The 14,134-nt window shown below is 46.4% G+C and carries 12 protein-coding genes; 11 read left to right on the top strand and 1 reads right to left on the bottom strand.

Translation table 11 applies throughout. The annotated features are described in order from the left end of the window. Window positions 1–13: 13 nt before the first annotated feature. The 3 genes from ACTXGE_RS05790 (at window position 14) to ACTXGE_RS05780 (ending at window position 3,220) form a co-directional block, all read left to right on the top strand. Complete coding sequence (locus ACTXGE_RS05790; RefSeq protein WP_435950221.1) at window positions 14–739, top strand: ABC transporter permease; 726 nt, start codon at window positions 14–16, stop codon at window positions 737–739. Window positions 740–926: 187 nt separating this feature from the next. After that, entirely contained in the window at window positions 927–1,556 is a 630-nt protein-coding gene (locus ACTXGE_RS05785; RefSeq protein ID WP_443542520.1) for a fumarylacetoacetate hydrolase family protein, read from the top strand. A 188-nt stretch (window positions 1,557–1,744) separates the two neighbouring features. Beyond that, a complete protein-coding gene (locus tag ACTXGE_RS05780; protein ID WP_443542455.1) occupies window positions 1,745–3,220 on the top strand; it encodes an alpha/beta fold hydrolase in 1,476 nt (491 codons plus the stop codon). A 126-nt stretch (window positions 3,221–3,346) separates the two neighbouring features. On the opposite strand, the gene hslO is transcribed toward ACTXGE_RS05780, so the two are convergent. After that, on the bottom strand, window positions 3,347–4,321 hold the full coding sequence (gene hslO / locus ACTXGE_RS05775) for an Hsp33 family molecular chaperone HslO (RefSeq protein ID WP_443542457.1): 975 nt from the start codon (window positions 4,319–4,321) through the stop codon (window positions 3,347–3,349). Window positions 4,322–4,662: 341 nt separating this feature from the next. Here hslO and ACTXGE_RS05770 point away from each other — a divergent pair, with 341 nt between their 5' ends. The 8 genes from ACTXGE_RS05770 to ACTXGE_RS05735 all read left to right on the top strand — a co-directional run bounded on the left by ACTXGE_RS05770 (window position 4,663) and on the right by ACTXGE_RS05735 (window position 14,124). After that, window positions 4,663–5,643, top strand: a complete 981-nt coding sequence (locus tag ACTXGE_RS05770; protein WP_435950224.1) for a glutamate/aspartate ABC transporter substrate-binding protein — start codon at window positions 4,663–4,665, stop codon at window positions 5,641–5,643. A 93-nt stretch (window positions 5,644–5,736) separates the two neighbouring features. Beyond that, window positions 5,737–6,483 (top strand): amino acid ABC transporter permease, encoded by a 747-nt coding sequence (locus tag ACTXGE_RS05765; RefSeq protein WP_317200203.1) that lies wholly within the window; start codon window positions 5,737–5,739, stop codon window positions 6,481–6,483. Next, entirely contained in the window at window positions 6,480–7,148 is a 669-nt protein-coding gene (locus ACTXGE_RS05760) for an ABC transporter permease subunit (RefSeq protein ID WP_317200202.1), read from the top strand. The genes ACTXGE_RS05765 and ACTXGE_RS05760 overlap by 4 nt, the downstream gene beginning before the upstream one ends. 134 nt (window positions 7,149–7,282) lie before the next feature. Then, window positions 7,283–8,014, top strand: coding sequence for an amino acid ABC transporter ATP-binding protein (locus ACTXGE_RS05755; protein ID WP_443542522.1), 732 nt, complete (start codon window positions 7,283–7,285; stop codon window positions 8,012–8,014). A gap of 181 nt (window positions 8,015–8,195) precedes the next feature. Next, the gene (locus ACTXGE_RS05750) at window positions 8,196–9,455 is read left to right on the top strand and encodes an FAD-dependent oxidoreductase (RefSeq protein ID WP_443542460.1); all 1,260 of its coding nucleotides are present in this window, start codon (window positions 8,196–8,198) and stop codon (window positions 9,453–9,455) included. 157 nt (window positions 9,456–9,612) lie between these two features. Beyond that, the gene (locus ACTXGE_RS05745) at window positions 9,613–11,370 is read left to right on the top strand and encodes an AMP-binding protein (RefSeq protein ID WP_443542462.1); all 1,758 of its coding nucleotides are present in this window, start codon (window positions 9,613–9,615) and stop codon (window positions 11,368–11,370) included. A gap of 158 nt (window positions 11,371–11,528) precedes the next feature. Continuing rightward, window positions 11,529–13,139 (top strand): carboxyl transferase domain-containing protein, encoded by a 1,611-nt coding sequence (locus tag ACTXGE_RS05740; protein WP_443542463.1) that lies wholly within the window; start codon window positions 11,529–11,531, stop codon window positions 13,137–13,139. 196 nt (window positions 13,140–13,335) lie between these two features. After that, window positions 13,336–14,124 (top strand): enoyl-CoA hydratase/isomerase family protein, encoded by a 789-nt coding sequence (locus ACTXGE_RS05735; protein WP_443542464.1) that lies wholly within the window; start codon window positions 13,336–13,338, stop codon window positions 14,122–14,124. The last annotated feature ends 10 nt before the right edge of the window (window positions 14,125–14,134 follow it).

Below are 14,134 nucleotides of genomic sequence, written 5' to 3'. Positions count from 1 at the left end.
AGGAGAGTCACTTATGGATTGGAATTGGCAAGTTATTTTTGAGCATATCCCAGACCTCTTAGGCGGCGCAGTATTGACTGTGCAGCTGGTCGTGGTCTCAGGTATTATCGGGCTATTTTTTGGTCTAGTATTAGCGCTACTGCGATTGTCCAAAAGCTGGGTCATACAGATATTACCTTTTTTATATATTTTCTTCTTTCGCGGTACGCCGCTGCTGGTACAGATATTTTTGATCTATTATGGTTTGGGCCAGTTTGAGTGGATACGGGAGTCGATGCTTTGGGATCCTGTGCTTAGCCAAGCCTACTGGTGCGCTATAATTGCCTTTACCTTAAATACGAGTGCTTATCTGGCTGAGATTATTCGCGGTGCGATTCAGACCATACCAGTAGGTGAGCTTGAAGCCGCTGATGCGATCGGAATGTCCAAATGGCAAAAGCTTACGCGCATTACCCTGCCGCGCGCTTTTGGTATTGTCATTCCCGCCTATAGTAACGAAGTCATCTTTATGCTCAAAGGTAGCGCGCTCGCCTCAACCATAGCACTCATGGATATCACTGGGGTGGCTCGTACGATTAGTGCGCGCACTTATACCTTGATGGAGCTGTTCTTTGCCGCAGGTATTGTTTATCTGCTGCTGTCATGGGTAATCTTGTTTAGCTTTAGACTCTTTGAGAAGCGAATGAATCGCCATGCCAGCTACGTGCCGCCAGATGTTATGACCAATACCATTCCGTAATAAGTTGGAGTTTAAACCACAAGTTATTCGTGGTTTAGACCTCATCACTTAAATAGTGCCCTATCTATTAACTGTAGCTATCAATTTGTAGTGAGGATTTTGTATGAGTCAATCGTCACATATGTCTTTAGTAAATACTATTGATGATAACGTTAATGATGATAGTGCGATAAAAGCTAGCGAGAGTTTGCGTGCGTCTATCGGTAAAGTCGTTTGTGTCGGCCGCAATTATGCCGCGCACGCCGCTGAGCTTAGCAATGAGATACCTAGTGCCCCTATGCTTTTCATGAAGCCTGCCTCCTCTGTAGTTTCTATCAGGCAAGATATCATCCGTCCCGACCCACAAGTGTATGGCGAAACGCATTATGAGACGGAGCTATGTATTCAGCTGGCATGTGATCTAAGTGCAGCGACTGCTGAGCAAGCCCGCCAGGCAATATGTGGGTTAACTTTAGGTCTTGATTTGACCTTGCGCGAGCTTCAAAGCGCGCTCAAAGCCAAAGGTCATCCTTGGGAGCGTGCTAAATGTTTTGATGGTGCATGCGTACTTGGCGATTGGCTTGATCCAAAAGCGGTTGGAGATTTGACGCAAGTACATTATCAATTGCACATCAATGATAAGCTGGCGCAAGATGGTGATAGTGCCTTAATGCTGTTCTCAGTTTATGATTTACTTGCTGATATCAGCCATGCCTTTAGCTTACAAAAAGGCGATATCATCATGACCGGTACCCCAAGTGGCGTTGGCGCGCTAGGAGCGGGTGACAAGCTCATGCTTTGTCTTGGTGATCATCAATGGATAACGTCAGTGCGATAACGTCGCCGCAGTTATATCAGATGTCAGTTCATCATAATTATAGTAATGATGGCTTGTTGCGCTTCGTTGGTCGTCAAATTCCTACCGCCCATAACAAGCACACTTGTGAGTCAATCCCTTTTCTTCTCTTTGCTTGCGTTAAGGGCTAGTATGTCAAATACCCTTTAACCGCTGAGCACGTCACCACTATGAACAGCACAGAGAACAGCCCAGATTCACTCGACACCATTCACGATCTATTCTCTAGTGCTCGGCACAAGACCGAAGCTTGCACGATCGCTGAGAGCATGCCGCTACATGCCGACTTATATGAACAAATCGCTCAGCTTGAGTCAATCGATGAGAACGAAGTCGCCAAACTATTAGAAGATGACGGCGATCCGATATTACCGCGTCAGCCGATTACTTTAGGTGATTTTTTTGAGGGTCTAGCGCAGCTGGCGACTATGGGCGTGGTCGAGGTCACAGATATCGTTGAGGCGATTCACCGCGAGGTGATTTTGCGTCCTTTAGGGCGGTTTAATGATGAAGGTCATTTCAACAACTGGCAGCGCGGTATCACTGGGCGTATCTACGGTACAGTTCGTCATATTATGCTGCTAGTTGGCAATAACTTATCATCAGTACTACGCCTATATAAAAGTGTTTCCAATGACAAAACACAACAGCCTTTGCCTGAGTCCTTAAAAAAGCTAGTCAATGTTTTTAATGGGGTCATGGGCGATCACTTAGTTAATCACAATAACGCGCTTGCCATCTCTATGGCATTGTATGATAGGTACGGTCAGATACAGCGCCGAGAGCTCTCTGGACGCGTCATTATTTTGTGTCATGGCCTATGTATGAGTCATTTAAGTTGGCAGCCTGCCAAAGGTGACGGTTTGGGCGACTTTATCTTAAATAGTCAGCCTGACGCTACGGTACTATATTTAGATTACAACACTGGACGCCGTATCTCACGCAACGGTCATACGCTCTCCAAAGTCCTGCAAAACCTCGTCGATAATAATCCAGCACTGACACAAATCGATCTGGTTGGTCACAGTATGGGCGGCTTAGTTGCGCGTAGTGCGCTGTTTTATGGTCAGCAAGATCGCATGAGCTGGGTTAAAGGTGTTGGCAACCTGGTGACTCTAGGCTCGCCTCATCACGGCGCTATTCTTGAGCGCATTGGCTTTATGGTACAAGATATCATCGCCAAACTCCCTTTTGCAGGCTCTCTTGCCAAATTGGGTGATATGCGTAGCGCAGGTATTATTGATTTGCGCCATGGTAGTATCCGTGATGCCGATTGGAAGTCTTTGGAGGGCCGCAATGTGTTGCCACAAGACTTTCGTCATCCTGCGCGCTTGCCTCGGCACGTGAATACATTTTTTGCTGCCGCCACTTTGATTGAGACTTATTATGGCTCAAAGGTATCAAACGTCGTAGGGGATGGGCTGGTATCTATAGATTCGGCATTAGGTGAGCATGCTGATGAGCATACTTTAATGCTACCCGATGGCAACAAAGCGATATTTTATGGCGTAAGTCACATGAACTTAATGTACAACGAACGCGTTTTTAGACAAGTGGTAATGTGGCTACTTGATAATGGTAAAACGGACTACTCAAAAGAGTCTCGCGTACACTCTTATCCCGATACGGTAGAAGTGGTGATCTAATAGCGCACTGACAAAAAACCCTCAAGCGGCATACTTGAGGGTTTTATTATAGGTAGCTTGATATTGTATTTGGCTTAATATTGTATTTAGCCTGATATTGTATTTGAGCTACTATTTAAACAAAGCCTACTCAGCAAATATCGCTGACACATCTTCTTTATCAAAAGTGTAGACTGCGCCGCAAAACCCGCAATCCATCTCAAAGCTGCCGTTTTGCTCGGCTAAAATATCTAGCGCTTCGGTCTCGCCAATCTGCTCAATCGCCATCGCGCATTTCTCGCGCGAACAAGTACAACCAAACGCTAACGTCACAGGATCAGGAGCGACGACGTTCTCTTCATTATATAGACGATAGATAATCTCGCTGGCGTCCAAAGTTGTCAGCTCCTCGTCCTTGACCGTACGAGTGAGCAGCGACAGGCGAGTCCACAAGTCATCATCGATACCCGCGTCTTCGTTTTGCTCAACCTCATAAGCCTCTTCAGCGGTACGTGGCAGCATTTGTACCAAGATACCTCCAGCTTGCAAGCCGTCTGAGGCAAGACTGATTAGAGTCGGAATCTGCGCTGACTGCTTTTGGTAATGGGCAAGGCACTGAGCTAGATTATCATGGGTACGCTCAACGATGCCTTGATATGCCTCGCCGCCATTAGGCTGAATATTGATAAACAATACGCCTTGACCTGTTGCGCCAAGCTCAGCAAACGCCTCATCAGCATAAGTCATGTTATTCCAAGCTTGTACTTGCTCATCCGTCTGTCCCTTCCAGCTGGCAAGCGCGCGTATGATACCGTCTTGATCACACTCTGCCATCGCCCAGTTAAGCAAGCTGTCGCTGTCTGATGATTGCAGCTGAATAGATAGATGACCATCGATTTTGACGGTACCGATAAGCAAACTTGCTGCCGTCAACATCTCACCTAACAAGCGCCTGATGGCCTCGGGATAATCTTTTTGAGCGATAGTTGAAGCATAACTGCGCGACAAGCGCACCACATCACCGCGCACAGGGGAGTCCTCGATAAAAAATCGCTGACGCACATCAGTAGTGCTGCTATCGTTATTATGCTGTGTATTTGTGGTTTGGGTATCTGAAGTCATAAGTCATTTATTCTTTGAAAAGGTGATAGCTTTATGGGGATTATCAAAGATTTATCAATCATGTGCGCGTATGTTTGAGACTTATATCGCAGTTATTCTGAATGTAAATATAGAACAGATGTAGACAACTAAAGTGAGAATATAACGCGTCCTAAGAAAAGTGTTGTAAAGTAACATAAAGTTGCACTATTATGAACGCTAGGTAAACATTTCAACAAGTAACAAGTAAATATTGATAAGCAATTATTTTAAATAAAAGCAACTGCATGGACGCTTAGCGAGGACTTTACCTGCGCGCAGGCGTCCTCTTAAATTTGTATTGTGATAAAAGGATGTATCTCATGGCTTACGCTTTAACAAAACCTTTAACCTTCGCCGCCCTATTAGCTTTGGGTTTGACAGGTTGCAACAACAGTAATCAGACCGCAACTGAAGAGGCGCCCGCAGATGGTGCTACGACAGAAGCGGCTGCCAATCCTAATGGCACTCTGCAAAAGATCAAAGACTCAGGCACTATCGTAGTCGGTTACCGTGATTCTTCTATTCCGTTTTCTTATATCGCAGATGATCCTAACCAGCCAATGGGTTACGCGCATGACTTAGAGATGAAAGTCGTTGAAGCTATCAAGCAAAACCTAAACATGCCAGATCTAAACGTTCGCTATAATTTGATCACTTCACAAACTCGTATTCCACTCGTACAAAACGGTACAGTCGACTTTGAATGTGGCTCTACGACCAATAATGAAGAGCGTCAAGAGCAAGTCGCCTTCTCGAACGGTTTCTTTGAGATCGGTACGCGCTTGCTTACCAAAAATGACTCAGGTATCAGCGGTTTTGATGACTTAGAAGGCAACACGCTAGTCACCACTGCAGGGACGACCTCTGAGCGTTACATCCGTCAATACATTGACGAGAAGCAAATGGATACCAATGTCATCTCGGCTAAAGATCACGGCGAAGGCTTCCTTATGTTAGAAAATGGTCGTGCGGATGCCTTTATGATGGATGATGTCTTGCTAGCAGGCGAAAAGGCCAAAGCCAAAAATCCTGACGAATGGGTTATCGTAGGTGAGCCACAATCGTTTGAGATCTATGGCTGCATGATGCGCAAAGACGATCCAGAGTTTAAGGCCGTGGTCAATGAAGCGCTTAACAATGTCTATAGCTCAGGCGAGATCAACGATATCTATAGCAAGTGGTTCTTGAACCCAATCCCACCAAAGAACGTCAATTTGAACTTTGAGATGTCAGACAATCTAAAAGCCCTCATTGCCAATCCGCATGACAGCGCGCAACCAAAAGTGGCTACTGCGCAGTAACAGCGTCCCCCAACACAGCTGCTTGCTTACTGAGTTAATATTTAGTATTAGCTTAGTAGGCAGGCTTATTTATCGCAGCTTGGAGAGACCGTTATGAACTATAGCTGGAACTGGGGTGTGCTCTTTGAGCAGACTGGTATCGGTAATGAGCTATATATTCACTGGATGATTACTGGTCTTGGCTGGCTGCTACTGATCGGTAGTATCGCCTGGACGATCGCGATGGTCATCGGTACCATCTTTGGTATTATGCGCACGCTACCAAGCAAAACTGCGCGTCGTATCGGTACTGCTTATGTGACCTTTTTTCGTAATATTCCGCTACTCGTACAATTATTCTTCTGGTTTTATGTCGCGCCCGGTTGGCTCACGCCCGCTTTGCAAGAATGGTGGTATAGAGACTTGTCGCCGAACACCTCAGCGATGCTCTCAGCGAGTATCGGGCTTGGGTTATTCACCGCCGCCCGTATCGTTGAGCAAGTGCGCACAGGTATTGAATCCTTGCCGCAGGGGCAAATCAACGCCGCCTATGCGCTTGGTTTTACGATTCCGCAAGCCTACAAGCAAGTGCTATTACCACAAGCCTTTCGTATTATTTTGCCGCCGCTAAGCTCAGAGCTGACCAACTGCTTTAAAAACGCTTCGGTCGCCTCTTTAGTTGGCGTGATGGAACTAATCAGTCAGACTAAGACCATTAGCGAGTATACGCAAAATAGCCTTGAGATTTATACTTATGCGACGATTATCTATCTGGTTTTTAATTTATCCCTGATTGCTATTATGGGCTTAATTGAGCGCAAACTGCGCGTACCTGGGCTTATCGCAGGGAGTCAAAAATGAATATGACTGAACTTGCGACCGCATATCCTGGCCTATTAGGCGGTATGCTGACCACGCTTAAAGTATTGTTTTTAGCGATTTTGGGCGGTATTAGCTTGGGCACTGTGCTCGCTTTGATGCGTTTATCTGGCATCAAAGCACTAGAAGTCCCTGCCAAACTATACGTCAACTATTTTCGATCAGTGCCACTGTTATTGGTACTACTTTGGTTTTACTTTGCCGTACCTATGATCTACTTTTGGGTTGCGGGCAAATACTTACAACTCGATGCTGCTTTTGCCTCCTGTGTGGTTGCCTTTATGATGTTTGAGGCGGCGTATTTCTCGGAGGTTGTCAGAGCGGGTATTCAATCGATCGGAAGCGGACAGGTCAATGCGGCCAAAGCGCTGGGTATGACCTATGGACAGACGATGCGTTTGGTCATCTTGCCGCAAGCGTTTCGTAAGATGCTGCCGCTAATACTTCAACAGTGTATTATCTTGTTTCAAGATACGACGCTGGTATTTGCTATTGGCTTGACGGACTTTTTCCGCGCCGCCTACGTGCGCGGGGAGTTGATGGGCTTGTTAACGCCATATATTTTAGGTGCAGGTGCCGTGTACTTTATCATTAGTTTGAGCGCCTCTATCGGCGTACAGCAAGTACAAAAACGTTTGAGGTTTTAGAACAGGGTATAAAGAGTATTTTATACCGCAATTACATATAGAAAAATGGCTAGGAGCCTGCGATGAGCAAAGCTGACACATATATAAATGACTTTGGTGGACTGGTCACAAATAACGGCCATGCTACCGATGAGATGGTCGTTGAAATTGACAGCGTCAGCAAATGGTATGGCGACTTTCAAGTATTGACCGATTGTACTGCGCACGTACACCGAGGCGATGTTGTCGTCGTTTGTGGCCCGTCAGGTAGCGGTAAATCCACTTTGATCAAGACAGTTAACGGTCTTGAGCCTTTTCAAAAGGGGCAGATCATGGTCAATGACATCTCAGTAGGTGATAGCAAAACCAATTTGCCCAAACTGCGTAGCCGCGTTGGCATGGTGTTTCAACATTTTGAGTTGTTTCCGCATCTGACAATTATCGATAATTTGACTGTGGCACAAATCAAAGTCTTGGGACGAAAAGAGGACGAGGCCAAAAAGAAAGCTATGGCGTATCTTGATCGCGTTGGGTTAACCGTACAAGCCGCTAAATATCCCGCCGAGCTCTCTGGTGGTCAGCAGCAGCGCGTTGCTATTGCCCGTGCTTTGGCAATGGACCCGATAGCCATGCTGTTCGATGAGCCCACCTCAGCGCTTGATCCTGAAATGATTCAAGAGGTGCTCGATGTGATGGTAGAGCTGACCCGTGATGGTATGACGATGATGTGCGTGACCCACGAGATGGGATTTGCCAGCCAGGTCGCCAATCGTATTATCTTTATGGATGAAGGTCACATCGTTGAGAACTGTAGCAAAGATGAGTTTTTTGAAGGCGCAAAAAGTGAGCGCGCACAGCAATTTTTATCAAAGATCTTAAATCACTAATTATGATGATAAGCATTATCTAAAACGTCCTAAAAAGGGCGTTTTTTTGTGTTTAAAAGGTTTTTACATTTATCTTTTGCAGAGATGATTTGAGCTTACAAGTGTTCTTGGTTTGTTGTTACAATGGTTATCATACTTGCCACTTTACGATAAAGAATATTTGAGCAAAATCGGAGCTTATATGACAGAGCAAAATACAGTGACAGCAAAACCATCCTTTGACAAAAATGGCGTGGTTATTATCGGCGCAGGCCTCGCAGGCTGGCATGTGATTGATGCGATTCGTAGTAAAGATAAGGACATCCCAATCACCTTAATCACCGCCGATAGCGGCGATCGCTATCACAAGCCGATGCTAACGATGGCAATCAGTCAAAACAAACGCGTAGCAGATTTGGTGCGGGCAACAGGCGCTGATGCTGCAAAAACCGCTAATATAACTTTGCTCGCTGATACGCAAGTCAGCGATATCGACGCAGCCGCTCAGCAGTTGCATCTGGTCTCCGCCACACGATCAGACCCTGCTAACATGGCTTATGCCACGTTGGGGTATGACAAGCTGGTGCTAGCTATGGGCGCGCATCCTATCTTCCCTAAGAGTTTGCCTGAGAGTTTAGTCTGGCATGTCAATCACATCGAGCGCTTTGGGCAGTTGCAAGAAAAGCTGGGTACAGGCAGTCAACGCGTTGCTATCGTCGGTGCTGGCATGGTGGGCACTGAGATTGCAGAGGACTTGTTAAAAGCAGGTCATAAGGTGACTTTGCTTGATCTAAACGATGCCCCACTTGCGCAAATGCTACCTGCAAAGGCTACCGCGCGTATTGCCAAAGCGATAGAGTCGCAAGGCATACAGTTTTTGGGCGGTTATCAAGTCACAAATGTTAATCGTAACGATGATGACACGCTGACGCTTAGCTATGAGTTTTTAAAAAATAACAGCGAGTCTACAGAAAACCAACCTACTAACCTGATCGTCGATCACGTGATTGCCAGTACCGGTCTCATTGTTGATGACAAGTTGCCCGCTGCAGCAGGCATCGAGTTTGATCGCCGTACGGGTATCGTCGTTGACGCCTCAACGTTGCAAGCTCAATCAAGCGCAACTGAATCAAGCCAAATTCAGTCAAACCCTATTTATGCTATCGGTGATTGTATGTCGATTGATGGGGTCGCCTGTCGCTATGTCGCGCCATTACGAGCGCAAGCGGCAACGATTGCAGATGATATTTTGGGTACTGATCATAACGGTTATGAGCACAAACCACCTATGATACGTCTCAAAAATAAAGCCATCTCGGTCATGGTCGTAGGCACGCCGCAAGCTGATGGCAACTGGCAGGTTACCACTGAGAGCGAGGACGAGCTGGTCATGGATTTGATCAAAGACAATAAGGTGAGCGCCACAGTGACTATCAAGGCCCCTGTAGTCATCAGACAGTAGCTAAAGTCTAAATCATTTAAATGATACGTACCGTATCGGTATTATTGACAAGTCTTGAATGAAGGCGCTATAGTAGTGGTAGACAAAGCTGTGGAATATATGTTCTATTAGCAATAGCCTATAGATTCTACAGATAAGCACAACGAAAGGACTCGTTATGACTCAAACTCCTAATTTTGATACTATTCTTAATAATGTCCCAAGCATAAATATGGGCGAGCGCTCGGCGAATGCGCCGCTCACTAAGAGCTACGATAAAGGCCCTGATGTGCCGCTTATTGAGGCGACCATTGGCGACTTTTTTGATGCTATTGCTGACAAGTATCCTGATCGTATGGCGCTGATCTCCTCGCATCAAAATATCCGCTGGACCTACAAAGAGCTACAACAGCAGGTCAATCAGCTGGCAAGCGCCATCATAGAGATGGGGCTTGAGATTGGCGATCGTATCGGCATCTGGTCGCATAACAATAGCGAGTGGCTACTGATGCAATTGGCGACCGCCAAAGTGGGTATCGTCCTTGTCAATATTAACCCCGCTTACCGCACCTTTGAGCTGCAATACTCACTCAATAAATTAGGCTGTTCGGCGCTGGTACTTATGCGCCATTTCAAAAGCAGCGACTATGCGCAAATGGTACGCGAGCTGTGTCCTGAGATCTATCACAAGACTTATAATCAGCTTGATTTGGTTGAGATTCCAACGATTGAGCGTATTATCTGGATTGATGAGCCGGGCAATGATGACAACTTTGATTATATGCAAAAGTTTTCTGACTGGATGAGTGAAGGCGACGCCAATGATCCACGTATTGCCGAGCGTCAAGCTCAGCTCAAAAACACTGACGCGATCAATGTGCAATTCACCAGCGGCACCACAGGTACACCGAAAGGCGCGACCTTAACGCACCGCAATATCCTTAATAACGGCTACTTTATCGGGGAGGCGATGAATCTCACCTTCGATGATATCTTGTGTATTCCCGTTCCGCTTTATCACTGCTTTGGTATGGTGCTTGGTAACTTAGCCATTCTCACTCACGGCGGCTGTATCGTTTATCCTAATGATGGCTTTGAGCCGCTTAGCGTATTGGAGGCGGTGCAGGCTGAGAAGTGCACTGCTCTGCATGGCGTGCCAACGATGTTTATCGCTATGCTTGATCATCCTGATTTTGCGCAATACGACTTGTCTACGCTACGCACAGGCATCATGGCAGGCTCTAGTTGCCCAATTGAGGTCATGCGCCGCGTTATCGATGAGATGCACATGGATGAGGTTACTATTGCTTATGGCATGACCGAAACCAGTCCTGTGTCCTGTCAGACTAACAAACACACCCCGCTTGAAAAGCAAGTCTCAACTGTCGGTTTGGTTCAGCCCGCTCTTGAGGTCAAAGTTGTCGATACCGAAACGGGCGAGATTGTGGCGTTAGGGGAGACAGGTGAGCTGTTGACGCGTGGCTATTCGGTCATGAAAGGCTATTGGGGCAGCCGCTTTAAGACTCGAGAAGCTATCCAAGACGGCTGGATGCATACGGGTGACTTGGCGACGATGGATGAGGATGGCTATGTCAAAGTCGTCGGTCGTAGTAAAGATATGGTCATTCGCGGCGGCGAGAATATCTATCCTGTCGAGATCGAAAACTATCTGTATCGTCATCCCAAGATCCGCGATGTACAAGTCGTCGGCATTCCTGATAAGCGTTATGGCGAGGTGTTAGCGGCTTTGATCATTCCAAAAGAGCCTGATTGCTTGACTGAAGATGAGGTCAAAGAGTTCTGCCGCAACAATATTGCTCATTATAAAATACCGACCTACTATCGTTTTGTTGAAGAGTACCCGATGACTATTACTGGTAAAATTCAGAAGTATAAAATCATCGAAGAGATGGTCACTGAGTTGGGTTTAGAGTAATGGCTAATCACGGTTAGATATAAAAGCAGAACACTGCTATGTATTAACTAGCTATATATTAATTATCTAAGTACTCAGTTTTTAAGTAAGAAGCTATTAAATAGAAAGTTGTCAAATAGCAAGTATAAGTATAAAGACCTATTATAAAAAGGGATGTCATGAGCGCTATAATCACCAGTAAATTGAGTCCAAACGCCAGCGAGTTTCAACAAAACCGTGAAGCTATGCAAGTCATCGTTGACGATCTATATGAGCATCTAAATAAAGTTGCAAAAGGCGGGTCAGAGCGTGCACGTGCCAAGCATTTAGCGCGCGGTAAGCTGTTGCCCCGTGAGCGTGTTGAGCGCCTGCTTGATGTTGGTACGCCGTTCTTAGAAGTCGCCCCGATGGCGGCGCATGATATGTATGGCGAGGATATCCCAGCCGCTGGCGTGATCGCAGGTATTGGTCGTATCAATGGTGTTGAGTGCATGATTGTCTGTAATGATGCCACCGTCAAAGGCGGTACTTATTATCCTATGACGGTCAAAAAGCATTTGCGCGCGCAAGAGATTGCGCAAGAAAACCATCTGCCTTGTGTCTATCTCGTTGACTCAGGCGGCGCGAACTTGCCCAATCAAGACGAAGTTTTCCCTGATAAAGATGACTTTGGGCGTATCTTCTTTAATCAGGCCAATCTAAGTGCCGCAGGGATTCCGCAGATTGCGGTGGTCATGGGCAGCTGTACTGCAGGCGGCGCTTATGTGCCCGCGATGAGTGATGAGTCTATCATTGTTAAAGATCAAGGCACGATATTTTTAGGCGGACCACCACTGGTCAAAGCGGCGACAGGCGAGGAGGTTAGTGCTGAGGATTTAGGCGGCGGTGACGTACATACGCGTCTATCAGGGGTGGTCGACTATCTCGCGCAAAACGATACTCATGCTTTATCTATAGCGCGCGATATCGTCGGTCACTTAAACCGCGATGCCAAGGTCATTCCTAATCAAATCACGCCGCGCCCGCCACGTTATGACGCCAAAGAGCTATACGGCATTATTCCAACAGATAAGCGCAAACCTTTTGATGTTAGAGAAATCATCGCTCGCATCGTCGATGACAGTGCGTTTGATGAGTTCAAAGCGCGTTTTGCTACGACTATCATTTGCGGTTTTGCCCATATCGAAGGGATGCCCGTCGGTATTATCGCCAACAACGGCATCTTGTTTAGCGAGTCGGCGCAAAAGAGCACGCACTTTATTGAGCTGTGCTGTAAGCGTAAAATCCCACTCGTGTTTTTGCAGAATATCACAGGCTTTATGGTTGGGCGCAAGTACGAAAACGAAGGTATTGCCCGTCATGGTGCCAAGATGGTCATGGCTGTTGCCAATGCCAAAGTGCCCAAATTTACCGTTATCGTTGGTGGCTCGTTTGGCGCCGGCAACTATGGTATGTGTGGCCGCGCTTACAGTCCACGCTTTTTGTGGATGTGGCCTAATGCTCGTATTTCAGTCATGGGCGGCGAGCAAGCGGCCTCAGTACTGGCAACGGTCAAGCGCGATAATTTTGAGCGCAAAGGCGAGGCATGGAGCGAGGCTGACGAAGAAGCCTTTAAAGCGCCGATTCGTGATATGTATGAAGAGCAAGGCCATCCTTATTATGCCACTGCACGGCTTTGGGATGATGGCGTCATTGATCCTGCTGATACGCGCAAGGTATTGGTGCTTGGACTGAGTGCTGCGCACAATGCCCCAATAGAAGAGACGACGTTTGGTGTCTTTAGAATGTAGGTTGAACCTAATAGATGATAATTCTTGTCTATAAGCATGATGGAAAATTTGGCATGTGGCTGGTAAGAATTTTCTTGCGTGCTGTGCCTACGCCGACAGAGGCTGCAAAAATTTCTACCAGCCACACTTTTTACTTTTCAAAATAGAATGACTATATTGAAAGAAAAGCCGCTATAAAACTAAGAGACAAAATCATATGAATAATTATAAAAATCTACTAGTAACCACAGAAAACTATATCGCAACCGTAACCTTAAATCGTCCTGAGATTCGCAATGCTTTTAATGATGAGATGATTAGCGAATTAACAGCTGTGTTTAAGCAATTGGGTCAAAGCGACGAGGTTCGCGTTATCACTTTAGCGGCAGCAGGCAAGGCGTTTTGCGCGGGCGCGGATCTAAAATGGATGCGCGCTATGGCAGATTACGACTATGATGAAAATCTAGCCGATGCCGATAAACTCGCGCAAATGCTCAAAACGATTTACGAGTGTCCTAAACCTACCATTGCCGCTATTCAAGGCGATGTTTATGCGGGTGGTATGGGTTTGGTTGCAGTATGTGATGTGGCTATCGCAGTCAAAATCGCTAATTTTTGCTTAAGCGAAGTACGTTTAGGTTTAGCGCCTGCAACGATTAGCCCTTATGTCATACGAGCTTTGGGCGCGCGTGCCTCGCAGCGTTATTTCTTAACGGCTGAAGTGTTCGATGCCAAAAAAGCGCGTCAATTAGGCTTTATCCATGAGCGTGTTAATGAGGACGAGTTGCAAAATAGAGTGGCTGCAATATGCGCCAAGATTGTCAATAACAGCCCTGATGCGGTCAAGACTTGCAAGCGACTTTTGCATGATATCGCTGGCGAGACAATAGACGATGAATTAATCGCTGATACGGTAAAAGATATCGCTGATATTCGGTCGTCAGAGCAAGGAAAGGAAGGCGTACAAGCCTTTTTACAAAAGCGTAAGCCTGATTGGCTCAGCTGATAACTACGCA

This window comes from Psychrobacter sp. T6-4 (assembly GCF_052258425.1).
In the GTDB taxonomy this organism is placed as follows: Bacteria; Pseudomonadota; Gammaproteobacteria; order Pseudomonadales; family Moraxellaceae; genus Psychrobacter.
The sequence above is the reverse complement of the archived record's forward strand: the minus strand, read 5'-3'. Positions and strand labels throughout refer to the sequence as shown.

What these genes read in the sequence shown, in the direction of transcription:
- ACTXGE_RS05735 (WP_443542464.1), top strand. Translation starts at nt 13,336, where the DNA reads ATGAATAATTATAAAAATCTACTAGTAACCACAGAAAACTATATCGCA.
- ACTXGE_RS05780 (WP_443542455.1), top strand. Translation starts at nt 1,745, where the DNA reads ATGAACAGCACAGAGAACAGCCCAGATTCACTCGACACCATTCACGAT.
- ACTXGE_RS05750 (WP_443542460.1), top strand. Translation starts at nt 8,196, where the DNA reads ATGACAGAGCAAAATACAGTGACAGCAAAACCATCCTTTGACAAAAAT.
- ACTXGE_RS05790 (WP_435950221.1), top strand. Translation starts at nt 14, where the DNA reads ATGGATTGGAATTGGCAAGTTATTTTTGAGCATATCCCAGACCTCTTA.
- ACTXGE_RS05740 (WP_443542463.1), top strand. Translation starts at nt 11,529, where the DNA reads ATGAGCGCTATAATCACCAGTAAATTGAGTCCAAACGCCAGCGAGTTT.
- ACTXGE_RS05745 (WP_443542462.1), top strand. Translation starts at nt 9,613, where the DNA reads ATGACTCAAACTCCTAATTTTGATACTATTCTTAATAATGTCCCAAGC.
- ACTXGE_RS05755 (WP_443542522.1), top strand. Translation starts at nt 7,283, where the DNA reads ATGGTCGTTGAAATTGACAGCGTCAGCAAATGGTATGGCGACTTTCAA.
- ACTXGE_RS05765 (WP_317200203.1), top strand. Translation starts at nt 5,737, where the DNA reads ATGAACTATAGCTGGAACTGGGGTGTGCTCTTTGAGCAGACTGGTATC.
- ACTXGE_RS05760 (WP_317200202.1), top strand. Translation starts at nt 6,480, where the DNA reads ATGAATATGACTGAACTTGCGACCGCATATCCTGGCCTATTAGGCGGT.
- ACTXGE_RS05770 (WP_435950224.1), top strand. Translation starts at nt 4,663, where the DNA reads ATGGCTTACGCTTTAACAAAACCTTTAACCTTCGCCGCCCTATTAGCT.
- hslO (WP_443542457.1), bottom strand. Translation starts at nt 4,321, where the DNA reads ATGACTTCAGATACCCAAACCACAAATACACAGCATAATAACGATAGC.